Source organism: Serratia sp. A07, assembly GCF_058725505.1.
The window spans coordinates 1-15996 of record NZ_JBZXDO010000015.1 but is presented as its reverse complement, the minus strand read 5'-3'; the positions used below and the strand labels follow the sequence as shown (position 1 = coordinate 15996).

Here is a 15996-nt window from a genome sequence, read left to right as displayed (position 1 = left end):
TTAGACCTGTAGCCAGAATGTCACCGGACCATCGTTGACCAGCGCCACCTGCATGTCGGCGGCGAACTCGCCGGTCTGGGTCTCTACGCCGCGTTCGCGGCACTGGCCAACAAAATATTGATACAACCGATCGGCTTCCTGCGGCGCAGCGCCGCGCGAGAAGCTGGGCCGCATGCCCTTTTGGGTGTCCGCCGCCAGGGTGAACTGCGAAACGACCAGCACGCTGCCCCCGGCCTGCTGGACGTTGAGATTCATCTTGTCGTTCTCGTCGCCGAAAATGCGGTATCCCAACACGCGTTCGCACAGGCGCTGCGCTTTTTGCTCGTTATCGCCCTGCTCCACGCCCAATAACACTAACAAACCGGGGCCAATCTTGCCTACCGTCTCGCCACCCACCGTGACGCTGGCGTTTAACACCCGTTGAATCAACGCAATCATTCCTGCTGCCCTTCTGGTTTCTGTTCCTGTTGCTCCGCCTTCTGCCGGCGGTAGTCGCGGTATTCGCCGATGGTCACGGTGATTTCCGCGCCGAGTAACACGATACACCAGCTCCAGTAGACCCACAGGAATAAAATCGGGATCACCGCCAGCACGCCGTAAATCAGCTGATAGGAGGGGAACATGGTGACGTACAGCGCGAATCCCTTCTTGCCCAGCTCGAACAGCAATCCGGCCACCACCGCGCCAATCAGCGCGTCTTTGGGCGGCACCCGCACCGTCGGCACGATGCAATACAGCAGCCAGAAGGAGATGCACGACAAAATCAGCGGGAAGATGCGCAGCACCTGATCCACCAAACCGTTGACGCCGGTCTGTGCCAGCCAGTTGAGCGACAGCAGGTAGGAGCTGATGGCCATGCTGGCACCCACCAGCAGCGGCCCCAGCGTCAGCACCATCCAGTACACGGCGAAGGAGAAGACGATCGGCCGCTTGTTCTTGCTGCGCCAGATGGTGTTCAGCACGCTGTCCACCGAGGAGATCAGCAGCAGCGCGGTGACGATCAGCCCGCAGGTGCCGACGGCGGTCATCTTGTTGGAGTTGGCGACGAACTGTTCCAGGTAGTTCTGTATGACGTTGCCGGCGGCCGGCACGAAATTGGAAAAGATGAAGCTCTTCAGCTGTTCGCTGATGTCGGAAAACATCGGGAAAGCGGCGAACAGCGCGAACACCACGGTGACCAGCGGCACCAGCGACAGCAGGGAAACATAGGCGAGATGGCCCGCCAACATCGTCAGGCCATCGTGATCGATACGCTGGTACAGCAACCGTCCGAAGGTGACGCCGGGCTTAATCGCAGAGGGCAGCTTCTTGCGGCGGAAAAACGACATGGTCACTCCTTGATGTCAGTTGATACGCCTTAAGCTTAACGCGCCCTGCGCTCATTGGGCAAAATAGGCCGGCACCACGTCGCGATCGGTGACGTGCACCGTCTTGATCCCCAGCGCCTGCGCGGCGAGGACGTTCGCCGGGTGATCGTCGAAGAACACCGCGTCGGCGGCGGCGGTGTTTTCCGCAGCCAGCACATGTTGATAGATATCGGCCTCCGGCTTGCGCATGCCGAGATCTTGCGACAGATAAAGATGATCGGCGGCGGCGGCCACTTCAGGATAGTGCTGCGGCCAGTAGTTGCAGTGCAGACGGTTGGTGTTCGACAGCACCACCACCCGGTGACCCTCGTTGCGCAGGCGCTGCATGATGTCGATTACTTCCGGGCGCAGCGCGACAAATACCGCCTGCCAGCCGGTGGCGAATTGCTCGAAGCTGAGCGCGATGCCCATTTCATCGCACAGCTTGCCGGCGAAGTCTTCGTCGCTGATTTCACCGCGTTCATGTTGCTGGAATACCTCACCCATGGTGAAACGATCGGACAGCACCGCCAACGGCGTGCCGCTCAAATTGCTCCACACGCCCAGCACACGCTTGAAATCGATATCGACGATCACATTACCTAAATCAAAGATATACAGCATAGTCCTCTCCTGATGGGCCGGTGAGATTTCACTGTAGCGGGAAAAGGAACAGCTGAACAGGGAGCGAACGGAAAAGCGCATAGCGCGCCGCACAAACGAGGAACAACAGAGGAAAAAACTCAGGGCGCGAGAACCGCGCCCTAAGCATGAGACACTCAATCAGCGATTAAGCGTCTTTAGGACCGCGGCTGGCACGCTTACGATCGTTTTCCGTCAGGTGACGCTTACGGATACGGATCGAGGTTGGCGTCACTTCTACCAGTTCGTCGTCATCGATGAACTCCAGAGCTTGCTCCAGGGTCATTTTGATGGCCGGAACCAGGGTAGTCGCTTCGTCAGTACCGGAAGCACGCATGTTGGTCAGCTTCTTACCGGTCAGGCAGTTTACGGTCAGGTCGTTAGAGCGTGAGTGAATACCGATGATCTGGCCTTCATACACTTCTGCACCGTGGCCCAGGAACAGCTTGCCGCGATCCTGCAGGCCGAACAGCGCGAACGCTACCGCTTTGCCCTGGCCGTTGGAGATCAGCACGCCGTTCTGACGCTGGCCCACTTCGCCCGGACGCACGTCGTCGTAGTGGCTGAAGGTGGAGTACAGCAGGCCGGTACCCGAAGTCATGGTCATGAATTCGTTACGGAAGCCGATCAGACCGCGGCTTGGGATCACGTAGTCGAGACGCACGCGGCCCTTACCGTCCGGATCCATGTTTTTCAGGTCGGCTTTACGCTCACCCATCGCCTGCATCACGGAACCCTGATGCTGCTCTTCGATATCCAGCGTTACGTTCTCGAATGGCTCCTGCTTGCGGCCATCGATTTCACGGAAGATAACTTTCGGACGGGAAACCGCCAGCTCGAAACCTTCACGACGCATGTTCTCGATCAGCACCGACAGGTGCAGTTCGCCACGGCCGGATACGCGGAAGGCGTCCGCATCGTCGGTTTCTTCAACGCGCAGCGCCACGTTGTGCACCAGCTCTTTGTTCAGACGGTCAAGGATCTGACGCGACGTCACGTACTTGCCTTCTTTACCGCAGAATGGCGAGGTGTTGACGTTGAAGAACATGGTGACAGTCGGTTCGTCGACGGACAGCGCCGGCAGCGCTTCTACGGCGTTGGTGTCGCAGATGGTGTCGGAGATGTTCAGCTCGCCCAGGCCGGTGATGGCGATGATGTCGCCCGCTTCCGCCAGGGTGCTGTCGATACGTTCCAGACCCAGGTGGCCCAGCACTTTGCCCACTTTACCGTTGCGAGTTTTACCTTCGCTGTCGATGATGGTGACCTGCTGGTTCGGCTTCACTTTACCGCGCTTGATGCGGCCGATGCCGATAACGCCCAGGTAGTTGTTGTAGTCCAACTGGGAGATCTGCATCTGGAATGGCGCTTCCAGCTCAACCTGCGGCGCAGACACGTGGTCGACGATCGCCTGATACAGCGGGGTCATGTCTTCCGCCATGTCGGTGTGGTCGACGCCGGCGATGCCGTTCAGCGCAGAAGCGTAGATGATCGGGAAGTCGAGCTGCTCGTCGGTCGCGTCGAGGTTCACGAACAGGTCGAACACCTGATCCACAACCCAGTCAGGGCGCGCGCCAGGACGGTCAACCTTGTTGATGACCACGATCGGCTTCAGACCGTTGGCGAAGGCCTTCTTGGTCACGAAGCGGGTTTGCGGCATAGGGCCATCCATTGCATCCACAACCAGCAGCACCGAGTCAACCATCGACATCACGCGCTCTACCTCGCCGCCGAAGTCGGCGTGTCCTGGGGTATCCACGATGTTGATACGGTAACCGTTCCAATTAATGGCGGTGTTTTTTGCGAGGATGGTAATCCCACGCTCTTTCTCCAAATCGTTGGAGTCCATTACGCGTTCGGTCGCTTCCGCACGCTCTCCGAAAGTACCGGATTGTTGCAGCAGCTTATCAACCAGGGTGGTTTTACCATGGTCAACGTGGGCAATAATGGCGATGTTACGCAAATTTTCGATCACAGCTTTGCCTCGGGCATTAGAAATAGCGCGCTATTGTACACGTATTAAGCGAGGGACTAAACAAGATCACAACCATCTCTTATAAACAACCGCGTACCGGTCAGTTTGTGATCCCTTTCACGGTGCAAAAAGCCGCAATCGTTGCACTTTTGCACCATTTCGGTGCCCGCGCCACCCTTATTGCACCATAACAGTGCAATTTATCGTTGATGGTGCATACTGTGGCTGGGTAAAACCCGCGCAGAGAGGCGATAAAAGCCTTTTCTAAAAGTTGGCACGCTTTTCGCTTTAGTCTTTTCAAGGCGAAAAAAAGCCAGTTCCACAGATTCGTTCCACGACGACGACAATGATAAACCGGGAGAGTTAAGTATGTCCGCTGAACACGTTTTGACGATGCTGAATGAGCATGAAGTGAAATTCGTAGACCTGCGTTTCACTGACACCAAGGGTAAGGAACAGCACGTGACTATCCCGGCTCACCAGGTAAACGCCGACTTCTTCGAAGAAGGTAAAATGTTTGACGGCTCCTCTATCGGTGGTTGGAAGGGCATCAACGAATCTGACATGGTGCTGATGCCGGACGCCAGCACGGCGGTTCTGGATCCGTTCTTCGAAGAACCTACGCTGATCATTCGCTGCGACATTCTCGAGCCGGGCACCATGCAAGGCTACGATCGCGACCCGCGCTCCATCTCCAAACGCGCCGAAGACTTCCTGCGCTCCTCCGGCATCGCGGATACCGTGCTGTTCGGGCCAGAGCCTGAGTTCTTCCTGTTCGACGACATCCGCTTCGGCAGCAGCATCCGCGGTTCCCACGTGGCCATCGACGACATCGAAGGCGCCTGGAACTCCGGTACAAAATACGACGGCGGCAACAAAGGCCACCGTCCGGCGGTGAAAGGCGGTTACTTCCCGGTTCCACCGGTCGACTCTTCGCAGGATCTGCGTTCCACCATGTGTCTGACCATGGAAGAGATGGGCCTGGTGGTTGAAGCGCACCACCACGAAGTGGCAACCGCCGGTCAGAACGAAGTGGCAACCCGCTTCAACACCATGACCAAAAAAGCCGACGAAATTCAGATCTACAAATACGTGGTGCACAACGTGGCGCACGCCTTCGGCAAAACCGCGACCTTCATGCCGAAGCCTATGTTCGGCGACAACGGTTCCGGCATGCACTGCCACATGTCGCTGTCCAAGAACGGCACCAACCTGTTCGCCGGCGACAAATACGGCGGCCTGTCTGAAACCGCGCTGTTCTACATCGGCGGCATCATCAAGCACGCCAAAGCGATCAACGCCCTGGCCAACCCGACCACCAACTCGTACAAGCGTCTGGTGCCAGGCTACGAAGCGCCGGTGATGCTGGCTTACTCCGCCCGTAACCGCTCCGCGTCCATCCGTATCCCGGTGGTCTCCAGCCCGAAAGCGCGCCGCATCGAAGCCCGCTTCCCGGATCCGGCGGCTAACCCATACCTGTGCTTCGCCGCGCTGCTGATGGCCGGCCTGGACGGCATCATCAACAAGATCCACCCTGGCGACGCCATGGACAAAAACCTGTACGACCTGCCGCCGGAAGAAGAAGCCGAGATCCCAAAAGTGGCCGGCTCGCTGGACGAAGCAATGGCCGCACTGAACGAAGACCGCGAGTTCCTGACCCGCGGCGGCGTGTTCACCGACGATGCGATCGATGCCTACATCGAACTGCGCAAAGAAGAGATGGACCGCGTTCGCATGACGCCACACCCGGTTGAGTTCGAACTGTACTACAGCGTCTAAGCCCTACCCGCGCCGTCTGCACAGGCGGGCGGCGCCCACATTTTTGTTATCGCTTTTTTGTTGCCGTGGAAACTTTCAGCCCATCTTCGGATGGGTTTTTTTCTCCACCGTATTTTCTGCAAAACTATTCCATACCGCGCCGATCCCGGATGGAGTAGGATAGATGCACTAAAAAGGTGCAGGAGTCTGCTGTATGGCAACTGGCAAGCTGCCCGATGCTGGGCAGATCCTCAATTCACTCATCAACAGCATCCTGCTGTTGGATGACTCACTGGCGGTTCACTACGCCAACCCGGCGGCACAGCAGTTGCTGGCGCAAAGCTCCCGCAAGCTGTTCGGCACGCCGCTGCCCGATTTGCTCGGTTATTTTTCGCTGAACGTCTCTTTGATGCGCGAAAGCCTGCGCGCCGGTCAGGGCTTCACCGACAACGAAGTGACCCTGGTGGTCGACGGCCGCGCGCATATCCTTTCCCTGACCGCTCAGGCGCTGCCGGAAGGCTATATCCTGGTCGAGCTGGCGCCGATGGACAATCAGCGCCGCCTGAGCCAGGAACAGCTGCAGCATGCCCAACAGGTGGCGGCCCGCGATCTGGTGCGCGGTTTGGCGCACGAGATTAAAAATCCGCTGGGCGGCCTGCGCGGCGCGGCGCAGCTGTTGGCCAAGGCGCTGCCCGATCCGGCGCTGACCGAATACACCAAGGTGATCATTGAGCAGGCCGATCGGCTGCGCAATCTGGTGGATCGCCTGCTCGGCCCACAGCGGCCCGGCCAGCACATTACCCAGAGCATTCATCAGGTCGCGGAGCGCGTCTGCCAGCTGGTGTCGCTGGAAATGCCGGATAACGTCACGCTGGTGCGCGACTACGATCCGAGCCTGCCGGAAATGGCCCACGACCCGGATCAGATTGAACAGGTGCTGCTGAACATCACCCGCAACGCGCTGCAGGCGCTGGGCGAAGCGGGCGGCACCATCACGCTGCGCACCCGCACCGCGTTTCAGATTACGTTGCACGGCACCCGCTACCGCCTGGCGGCGCGCATCGACGTCGAAGACGACGGCCCCGGCGTACCGGCGCAGCTGCAGGACACGCTGTTCTACCCGATGGTCAGCGGCCGTGAAGGCGGTACCGGCCTGGGATTATCCATCGCCCGCAATCTTATCGATCAGCATTGCGGAAAAATTGAATTCAACAGTTGGCCAGGTCATACCGAATTCTCGGTCTACCTGCCCATTCGTCAGTGAGGTTTGCTATGCAACGAGGGATAGTCTGGATCGTCGATGACGATAGCTCCATCCGCTGGGTGCTTGAGCGTGCGCTCACCGGCGCGGGCCTGAGCTGCGCCACCTTCGAAGGCGGCAATGACGTGCTGGAAGCCTTGGCCACGCAAACCCCCGACGTGCTGCTGTCCGATATCCGCATGCCGGGTATAGACGGCCTGGCGCTGCTCAAGCAGATCAAACAGCGCCATCCGATGCTGCCGGTGATCATCATGACCGCGCATTCGGATTTGGACGCCGCCGTCAGCGCCTATCAGCAAGGGGCCTTCGACTACCTGCCGAAGCCATTCGACATCGACGAAGCGGTGGCGCTGGTCGAGCGCGCCATCAGCCATTATCAGGAGCAGCAGCAGCCGGTGCGCAGCCAGCCGGCCAGCGATCCGGCGGCGGACATCATCGGCGAAGCGCCGGCGATGCAGGACGTGTTTCGCATCATCGGCCGGCTGTCGCGTTCGTCGATCAGCGTGTTGATCAACGGCGAATCCGGCACCGGCAAGGAATTGGTGGCGCATGCGCTGCACCGCCACAGCCCGCGCGCCAAGTCGCCGTTCATCGCCCTGAACATGGCCGCCATCCCCAAGGATCTGATCGAGTCGGAGCTGTTCGGCCACGAGAAAGGCGCCTTCACCGGCGCGAACCAAATCCGTCAGGGCCGCTTTGAACAGGCCGACGGCGGCACGCTGTTCCTCGACGAGATCGGCGATATGCCGCTCGACGTGCAAACGCGCCTGCTGCGGGTGCTGGCGGACGGCCAGTTCTACCGGGTCGGCGGCTATGCGCCGGTGAAGGTCGACGTGCGCATCATCGCCGCCACGCACCAGAACCTGGAGCTGCGGGTGCAGGAAGGCAAGTTCCGCGAGGATCTGTTCCACCGCTTGAACGTGATCCGCGTACACCTGCCGCCGCTGCGCGAGCGCCGTGAAGACATCCCGCGGCTGGCGCGCCACTTCCTGCAGATCGCCGCCAAAGAGTTAGGCGTCGAAGCCAAGAACCTGCACCCGGAAACCGAAACCGCGCTGACCCGCCTGCCCTGGCCGGGCAACGTGCGCCAGCTGGAGAACACCTGCCGCTGGCTGACGGTGATGGCCGCCGGGCAGGAAGTGCTGATCCAGGATCTGCCGGGTGAACTGTTCGAAACCGCCGCGCCGGAAAGCCCCAGCCACAGTCTGCCGGACAGCTGGGCCACGCTGCTGGCGCAGTGGGCCGATCGCGCGCTGCGTTCCGGTCATCAAAACCTGCTGTCGGAAGCGCAGCCGGAAATGGAGCGCACGCTGCTCACCACCGCCCTGCGCCACACCCAAGGGCACAAACAGGAAGCCGCGCGCCTGCTGGGCTGGGGGCGCAATACCCTGACCCGCAAGCTTAAAGAGCTGGGCATGGAATAGGAGCAGGATGGATGATGAAAAACGCAGTCCGGCGCACAAAAAAACGCCAATCGCAGGCTTTACAGCCGGTGCGGGCGCAGTATGATCGTGTCGCACACTCTGGAGGTTGACGATGCTGGACTCTTTCATCGTATTCATTTCTCAGGGCGCGGAGCTGGGCTCCGCTGCCAGTCACACCCCGCAGGTGGCGGTTGCCGCGGTGTTGTGCGCCGCGCTGATTAACTTCTTCAGTTAAAAAAACAGCCGCATCAGCGGCTGTTTTTTCATCCTCAAATCACCCGTGAGAATTGCTGGCTGCGCGCCTGTTGCCGCAGATAGCGGTCAAAACACATGCAGATATTGCGGATCAGCAAACGCCCGCGCGGCGTGACGCGGATGCCCTGCACGTCCCGCTCCACCAGCCCATCGCGTTCAAACGGCGCCAGCAGCTGCAGGTCTTCGGCGAAGTAAGCGGTAAAGTCGATGCCGTATTGCCGTTCGAGCGGCTGATACGCCAACCGGAAATTGCAGATCAGGGTTTTGATCAGATCGCGCCGCAGGCAATCGTCGTCCGTCAACGCCAGCCCGCGCCACAGCGCATTACCCTGCGCCTGTACGCTGTCATAGTAATGCTTCAGCTCTTTCTGGTTCTGCGCATAGCTGTCGCCTAGCATGCTGATGGCCGACACGCCCAGCCCCAGCAGATCGCTGTCGCCCTGGGTGGTATAGCCCTGGAAATTGCGGTGCAGCTTGCCTTCGCGTTGGGCGATTGCCAGCTCGTCGTCCGGGCGCGCAAAGTGATCCATGCCGATGAACTGATAGCCGGCGCCGGTCAGGAAAGCGATGCTCTGCTGCAGGATATCCAGCTTCTGCTGCGCGCCCGGCAGATCGGCGTCTTTGATTTTGCGCTGGGCGGCGAACAAGTTCGGCATATGCGCGTAGTTGAACACGCTGAGGCGATCGGGATTCAGCTCAGCCACCCGCTGCAGCGTGAAAGCGAAGCTTTCCGGCGTCTGTTTCGGCAGGCCGTAGATCAGATCGATATTGGTCGAGCGGAAGCCCAGCGCTTTGGCCCGCTCAATCAGGGCGAAGATAAAGGCCTCGTTCTGCTCGCGGTTGACCAACTGCTGCACCTGCTTGTTGAAATCCTGCACCCCCATGCTCAGACGGTTAAAGCCTTCTGCACGTAAATGATCGAGCACATCCAGCTCTATCTCGCGCGGATCGACCTCGATCGACATCTCCGCATCGGGCAGGAAATCAAAGTGTTCGCGCAGCAACGCCACCAGCCGGCTGATTTGCGCTTTATCCAGGTAGGTCGGCGTACCGCCGCCCCAGTGCATCTGGCCGACCTTACGGCCGGCGAACAGCGGCGCACGGCTGGCGATCTCTTGCGCCAAAACGTTCAGGTATTCGTCGGCCTTGTGCGTCTGGCGCGTCACCAGCTTATTGCAGCCGCAGAAGTAGCACAGCTTATGGCAGAAAGGGATATGCACGTACAGCGACAGCGGCCGCTCAGGGTAGCGCGCAGCGGCGCGTTGAAACGCCGCTTCGTCGTAGCGCTGGTTAAACTCCAGCGCCGTGGGGTATGAGGTATAACGCGGCCCTGAGTAGTTATATTTTTGGATCAGGGCCAAATCCCAGACAATCGTCTGCTCTGACATGCTCACTCCTTCCGATATCTTTTTCTACCGGGCCGGGAGAGGGGCGGTTGTCTGCGCTGTCTGGCCACGGAAGCGCTGCGAAAACGCGCTTTGCGCTTAGACAGCCGCCATAGTTTACCGAATAACCACAGCAGATAACACATCAAGAGTAGGGCTATTGTCGGGATTAGCCACATAGCGCGTTAAAAGGCGTCTTTCGGATTGCCGCCTTTCAGCAGCTTCAGAATATCTTCCTGCTTCTCTTCTTCTTCGTCGTCGTCTTCGCCCAGTTCGATGCCCAGCACGTCCATCAGCACATCGATGCGATCCAGCGTCTTGTCGACATACGCTTGCTCTTCCGCGTTCAGCGTTTCGCCGTCGTCGATGCGATCCAGCAGCGCGTTCAGGCGCTCGTCATTTTCCAGCTTCGCCAGCTCTTCTTCCGGCGACAGGCGCGGTTTCGCTTCGGCCTTTGGTTTCGGCTGCGGTTTGGCCTTCACTTTGGTCTCGTCGACCACCAGCGCAACCGGCACTTTACTGCCGATACGCGGATCTTTGGCTGCCGCCGCCGATTTGTTTTTCTGGCTGCCGGACTCGACCTGGGTGCGCGAACCGGAAGCGAGGCCACGGCGCTTTTTCAGGCGTTTGCGCTCGCGCGCTTCCTGATCGAGCTCCATACGGCTTTTCTTTTTCGTTTTTGACTTCGCCGCGCTGCCGCGAGGTGCTTTTGATGGCTGGTTCATAGCGTGTGCTCTTAGGTATGTAGATTCAGTATAGAATTGCGGCGGAATCTAGCAGAAAGCGGACAAAGAAAAAAGGCGGCAGGTTAAACCTGCCGCCTATTTCGCACCTTCTCGCGAAGGGTATTCCTGTTACGCGCTCCTTGCGTACATGCAACATCCCGGTTTTTCCCTCTGCTATAACCGCATTCCCTGCCACTACGTCCTTCATCCTGAAAGAAAAATCGTCCATGGCGCAATCCATTCGCATCCGCTCTTCCCGAGCGCGCTTCCTGCGGGCATCCAAATTGCCGATACTTCACCATCCGATGTGCCTGCCGCCTATTCCGGTGCGAAAGGGTCACTTCCTTTTGCGTTCATCCTGGCACTCATTGCACGCCCTGTGCATTCCCTGAGATTTGTCATCCTTCCCGGATGTTCCCTAATCCTGCGCAACCCTGCGTTAACGACTACTTTACGTTATTATTGCGAAGGCTCAAGGCACCTGACGCCGATTTGGACGACATTTCCCTACAACGAAAAAACAACATGTTGTTTTTAAAATAAAAACAGAAATATCACTTTCGAATAAAGCGACATTACCCGCGATTCGAATGGCAAATGTCTCACAACCTACGCGCGGTATAACTGTCGTTTTATCGCGTCCCGCCGCTTAAAAACCGAGAAACACGCCATTTTTACCGCTGATGCAGTTATAATCGCCAACCAGTTAGCCATCCTCACGGAGACGAAAAATTTTGACCAGCAAGAATTACAACTATCATGTGACCCATTTCGTCACCAGCGCACCCGATATTCGCCATCTGCCGGGGGATGCAGGAATTGAAGTCGCCTTTGCCGGCCGTTCCAACGCCGGGAAATCCAGCGCGCTGAATACCCTGACCAACCAAAAAAGCCTGGCGCGCACCAGTAAGACGCCGGGGCGCACCCAGCTGATCAACCTGTTCGAAGTGGAAGACGGCATCCGCCTGGTCGACCTGCCGGGTTACGGCTACGCCGAAGTGCCGGAAGAGATGAAGCGCAAATGGCAGCGCGCGCTGGGCGAATACCTGCAGATGCGCAACAGCCTGAAGGGCCTGGTGGTGCTGATGGATATCCGCCATCCGCTGAAAGATCTCGACCAGCAGATGATCCAGTGGGCGGTCGACGTCGGCACCCCGGTGCTGGTGCTGCTGACCAAGGCCGACAAACTGGCCTCCGGCGCACGCAAGGCGCAGCTCAATATGGTGCGTGAAGCGGTGCTGCCGTTTATGGGGGATATCCAGGTTGAAGCCTTCTCGTCGCTGAAGAAGATCGGCGTCGACAAGCTGCGCCAGAAGCTGGATACCTGGTTTAACGAGATCCCGCCGGAAGTGCTGCCGGAAGACGAAGCCGGCGAATAAGCCCAGGCTGAACGCCAGAGCCGATGCCTCACCGCATCGGCTTTTTTATGCCCGCAGTTCAGCCACAGGCGGGATTTTTTGTTATCTAATTACAGTTCTGAAATAAAGCCATCATAAAAACTTATCGCCAGGCAGGCTGATATCACCAAATCACGGCGTTGAGGGAGCGGGAGCGGGAACGAAAAACGGTGCGAAGAGATAGGAAAAAAGTATGGTTTGCTGCTGTTTTTACAATAAAAAACGCCCCAGTCAATACTGACTGGGGCGGCTAAATATTCAGCCAAATCCGATTACGTGAAGTAAAAGGTCTGAAAGATAGAACATCTTACCTCTGTACCCTACACCTGTAACTCTACATCATTTTTTCGCAGGGAAAAAGAATTTTTTGTAGTTTACTTACACAATTTGCGGCGCAAGAACGGCGAAGTTGGGGAAACTATCGCCGCATCTTGTAGCTTAATTACGAAAAATGCTTAGGTTCTCGCCAGTTAGCACATCCGGCGATAAACCGGCGATCAGTGCGCCTCATCCCAGTTCATGCCGACGCCCACGTCGACCTTCAACGGCACCGCCAGCGTCATGCTGCCCTCCATCAATTGGCGGATACGTTGGCTGGCTTCTTCGATCACCGACTCGTGCACCTCAAACACCAATTCATCGTGCACCTGCATGATCGCGCGCACCAGCGGCTTCTCCTGCCCTTGCAGCCAGGCGTCGACCTCGATCATCGCACGTTTGATAATGTCGGCCGCCGTGCCCTGCATCGGGGCGTTGATGGCGGCACGCTCGGCCGCCTTGCGGCGCATGGCGTTGCTGGAGCGGACGTCCGGCAGATACAGGCGGCGCCCATCCAGCGTGCTGACATAGCCCTGTTCGGAAGCCTGCTGGCGGGTGCGCTCCATGTAGTCCAGCACGCCCGGGTAACGCTCGAAGTACAGATCCATATAGCGCTGGGCTTCCCCACGCGGGATCCCCAGCTGACGCGCCAGGCCGAAGGCGCTCATGCCGTAAATCAGACCGAAGTTAATCGCCTTGGCGCTGCGGCGCTGTTCGCCGGTCACTTTATCCAACGGCACGCCGAAGACTTCCGACGCCGTGGCGCGGTGAATGTCTTTCCCTTCGGCGAAGGCCTTCAGCAGCCCTTCATCCTGTGACAGATGCGCCATGATGCGCAGCTCGATCTGCGAGTAGTCGGCCGCGACGATGCGGTAACCTTCCGGCGCGATAAAGGCCTGGCGAATGCGTCGCCCTTCGTCGTTGCGCACCGGGATGTTCTGCAGGTTCGGATCGCTCGAGGAGAGACGCCCGGTCGCGGTCACCGCCTGATGATACGAAGTATGCACCCGGCCGCTGACCGGATTGATCATCAGCGGCAGCTTGTCGGTATAGGTGGTCTTCAGCTTCGCCAGGCCGCGGTATTCCAGGATCACCTTCGGCAGCGGGTAGTCCAGCGCCAGCTCGGCCAGCACTTCTTCGTTAGTGGAGGGCGCCCCGCCCGGGGTTTTCTTCAGCACCGGCAGCTTTTGTTTTTCGTACAAGATAGCCTGCAGCTGCTTGGTCGACGCCAGGTTGAACGGCTCTTCCGCCAGCTCATGGGCCTGCGCCTCCAGTTCCGCCAGACGCTTGGCCAGCTCCTGGGAGTGGGCCGACAAAATGGCCGGATCGATCAGCACCCCGGTGCGTTCAATATGCGAGAGCACCGGCAGCAGCGGCATTTCAATCTCGTTGAACACCGTCAGCAGCTCTGCGCTCTGCTTCAGCTGCGGCCACATCGCCAGGTGCAGCTGCAGCGTGACATCCGCGTCTTCGGCAGCGTAAGGCGCCGCCTGCTCCAGGGCGATCTGGTTGAACGTCAGCTGGTTCTTGCCCTTGCCGGCGATTTCTTCGAAGGTGATGGTTTTGTGGCCCAGATAACGATCGGCCAGGCTGTCCATATCATGACGGCCGCCGACGCTGTCCAGCACATAGGACTCCAGCATGGTGTCGTAGGCGATACCGCGCATCTCAATGCCGTAGCGCGCCAGCAGGCTCATATCGAACTTCAGGTTTTGCCCGACCTTCAGCGCTTTATCGTCCTCCAGCAGCGGCTTGAGCGCTTCCAGCACGTAGGCGCGGTCCAGCTGTGGCGGGGCATCCAGATAATCGTGCGCCACCGGCAAATAAGCCGCTTCGCCCGGTGCGATCGCGAAGGACAGGCCGATCAGGTTGGCGGTCAGGGTATCCAGGCCGTCGGTTTCGGTATCGAAGGCAAACACGTCGGCCTTTTTCAGCCGCGCCAGCCAGTCGGTAAAGGTCGCTTCATCCAGGATAGTGACATACCCCTCCTGGGACAGCTTGGCCTCCGCCAGCGCCTTCGGCGCTTCCGCCGCGGCGGCCGGTTTGGCGGCGCCGGCAGCTTTCGCACCCGCGCCTTTCTTGTTTTCCAGCCATACGCCGGCTTCCACGTCCGCCAACCAGCGTTTGAACTCGTACTGTTTGAACAGCTGTTGCAGCGTATCGACATCCGGCTCGGACACCGTCAGCTCAGCGCAGGTCAGATCCAGCTCGACGTCGGTTTTGATCGTCGCCAGCTTATAGGAGAGATACGCGACCTCTTTATTCTGCTCCAGCTTGGCCGCCATGGTTTTGGCACCGCGGAAGCTCAGCGTGGCGATGCTCTCCAGATTGCCGTACAAAGCATCCAGCCCACCGATGCCCTGCAGCAACGCCTGGGCGGTTTTCTCGCCCACGCCCGGCACGCCGGGAATGTTGTCCGATGAATCGCCCATCAACGCCAGGAAGTCGATGATCAGCTCCGGCGGAATACCGTACTTGTCGCACACTTCCTGCGGGCCGAGGATCGTGTTGTTCATGGTGTTGATCAGGGTGACGTTCGGTGTCACCAGCTGCGCCATGTCTTTGTCGCCGGTGCTGATCAGCACCGCGTGGCCGGCCTTTTCGGCCTCCAGCGCCAGCGTACCGATAACGTCGTCCGCCTCAACGCCGGGCGTCACCAGCAGCGGCAGGCCCATCGCCTTGACCATGTTGTGCAACGGCTCGATCTGCGCTCGCAGATCGTCCGGCATCGGCGGCCGGTGCGACTTGTATTCGGCGAACAGCTCATCGCGGAAAGTCTTCCCTTTGGCATCAAACACCACGGCAACGTGGCTCGGTTGATACTGCAGCAACAGGCTGCGCAGCATATTCAGCACGCCGTACATCGCGCCGGTCGGCTCGCCCGCCGAGTTGGTCAGCGGCGGGAAGGCGTGATAAGCGCGGTAGAGGTAGGAGGAACCGTCAACCAGGATTAGTGGGTTTTCTGCAATCTGGGCCATAGCGTTTCTTTATCGTGATCGGACATAGGGGTAAGCATGCCATAGCTGGCCGCCGGAGACGAACCTTAGCGTGCATTACGGACGAAAATGATGTGATGGTGCGGGAGGATCCGCAAGATCTTACCTGTGGATAACTTTGTGCATAGAAAAGAGACCGAATTATAACGCCCCGATTATCGTTATAACGGCGAATAAAATTCCTATTTAAATCACCGCGTTAAAAGAACGAATTCCGGCGACGCTTTATTACTGGCTTTTATTGGATTTGTGGATATAACTTTCGCCGGATTTTAATCGCACTATTAATCAAATTCGGCGCCTCAATTACCCTAGCACAAGCTGGGAAAGTTGCACGAAAACTCAGCAAATGGTTATCCAATGAGACGAAAAACAGTCATTTTTAGCGGCGCTTTACCCCGGCGATTTCTGTTAAAATATGTTTTTGTTCATGCGCTTCGGTATCTCGCGTCAATTATTTTGGCCGGTCGGCGACAATTAAAATGGCCGGTTCACTACGGCGCCAGTGATGCCGCCT

14 protein-coding genes are annotated in these 15996 nt (G+C 58.5%); 6 read left to right on the top strand and 8 right to left on the bottom strand.

Translation table 11 applies throughout. The features are described from left to right. The 4 genes from dtd to typA all read right to left on the bottom strand — a co-directional run bounded on the left by dtd (window position 1) and on the right by typA (window position 3960). Complete coding sequence (gene dtd / locus AC4PR2_RS15765; RefSeq protein WP_025304712.1) at window positions 1-438, bottom strand: D-aminoacyl-tRNA deacylase; 438 nt, start codon at window positions 436-438, stop codon at window positions 1-3. Further along, entirely contained in the window at window positions 435-1328 is an 894-nt protein-coding gene (locus tag AC4PR2_RS15760; RefSeq protein WP_049201866.1) for a virulence factor BrkB family protein, read from the bottom strand. The genes dtd and AC4PR2_RS15760 overlap by 4 nt, the downstream gene beginning before the upstream one ends. Before the next feature lie 51 nt (window positions 1329-1379). After that, window positions 1380-1970, bottom strand: a complete 591-nt coding sequence (yihX, locus tag AC4PR2_RS15755; protein WP_060425015.1) for a glucose-1-phosphatase — start codon at window positions 1968-1970, stop codon at window positions 1380-1382. 166 nt (window positions 1971-2136) lie between these two features. After that, complete coding sequence (typA, locus tag AC4PR2_RS15750; protein WP_004931243.1) at window positions 2137-3960, bottom strand: ribosome-dependent GTPase TypA; 1824 nt, start codon at window positions 3958-3960, stop codon at window positions 2137-2139. Window positions 3961-4329: 369 nt separating this feature from the next. On the opposite strand from typA, the gene glnA reads away from it, so the two are divergent. From glnA to AC4PR2_RS15730, 4 genes are all read left to right on the top strand, one after another. Beyond that, complete coding sequence (gene glnA, locus AC4PR2_RS15745) at window positions 4330-5739, top strand: glutamate--ammonia ligase (RefSeq protein ID WP_019452181.1); 1410 nt, start codon at window positions 4330-4332, stop codon at window positions 5737-5739. Window positions 5740-5932: 193 nt separating this feature from the next. Further along, entirely contained in the window at window positions 5933-6982 is a 1050-nt protein-coding gene (gene glnL / locus AC4PR2_RS15740) for a nitrogen regulation protein NR(II) (protein ID WP_004931246.1), read from the top strand. Window positions 6983-6990: 8 nt separating this feature from the next. Next, window positions 6991-8403 carry a nitrogen regulation protein NR(I) gene (gene glnG / locus AC4PR2_RS15735; RefSeq protein WP_015379452.1) on the top strand — a complete coding sequence of 471 codons (1413 nt, stop codon included), beginning with the start codon at window positions 6991-6993 and terminating at the stop codon, window positions 8401-8403. Window positions 8404-8515: 112 nt separating this feature from the next. Continuing rightward, window positions 8516-8638, top strand: a complete 123-nt coding sequence (locus AC4PR2_RS15730; protein ID WP_197803971.1) for a YshB family small membrane protein — start codon at window positions 8516-8518, stop codon at window positions 8636-8638. 34 nt (window positions 8639-8672) lie between these two features. Here the strand turns inward: AC4PR2_RS15730 and hemN are convergent, their stop codons facing one another. After that, entirely contained in the window at window positions 8673-10046 is a 1374-nt protein-coding gene (gene hemN, locus AC4PR2_RS15725; protein ID WP_492175276.1) for an oxygen-independent coproporphyrinogen III oxidase, read from the bottom strand. A gap of 182 nt (window positions 10047-10228) precedes the next feature. Beyond that, window positions 10229-10768: a Der GTPase-activating protein YihI gene (gene yihI, locus AC4PR2_RS15720; RefSeq protein WP_071890410.1), complete on the bottom strand. Its 540-nt coding sequence runs from the start codon at window positions 10766-10768 to the stop codon at window positions 10229-10231. 148 nt (window positions 10769-10916) lie between these two features. Here yihI and AC4PR2_RS15715 point away from each other — a divergent pair, with 148 nt between their 5' ends. Both AC4PR2_RS15715 and yihA read left to right on the top strand, forming a co-directional pair. Further along, window positions 10917-11306 (top strand): hypothetical protein, encoded by a 390-nt coding sequence (locus AC4PR2_RS15715; RefSeq protein ID WP_492175275.1) that lies wholly within the window; start codon window positions 10917-10919, stop codon window positions 11304-11306. 196 nt (window positions 11307-11502) lie between these two features. Further along, the gene (yihA, locus tag AC4PR2_RS15710; RefSeq protein ID WP_019452177.1) at window positions 11503-12147 is read left to right on the top strand and encodes a ribosome biogenesis GTP-binding protein YihA/YsxC; all 645 of its coding nucleotides are present in this window, start codon (window positions 11503-11505) and stop codon (window positions 12145-12147) included. A 276-nt stretch (window positions 12148-12423) separates the two neighbouring features. Here yihA and spfP read toward each other — a convergent pair whose 3' ends face one another. Further along, on the bottom strand, window positions 12424-12471 hold the full coding sequence (gene spfP / locus AC4PR2_RS15705) for a small protein SpfP (protein WP_071892919.1): 48 nt from the start codon (window positions 12469-12471) through the stop codon (window positions 12424-12426). 191 nt (window positions 12472-12662) lie between these two features. Next, entirely contained in the window at window positions 12663-15461 is a 2799-nt protein-coding gene (gene polA, locus AC4PR2_RS15700; RefSeq protein WP_164268752.1) for a DNA polymerase I, read from the bottom strand. Between the last annotated feature and the right edge of the window lie 535 nt (window positions 15462-15996).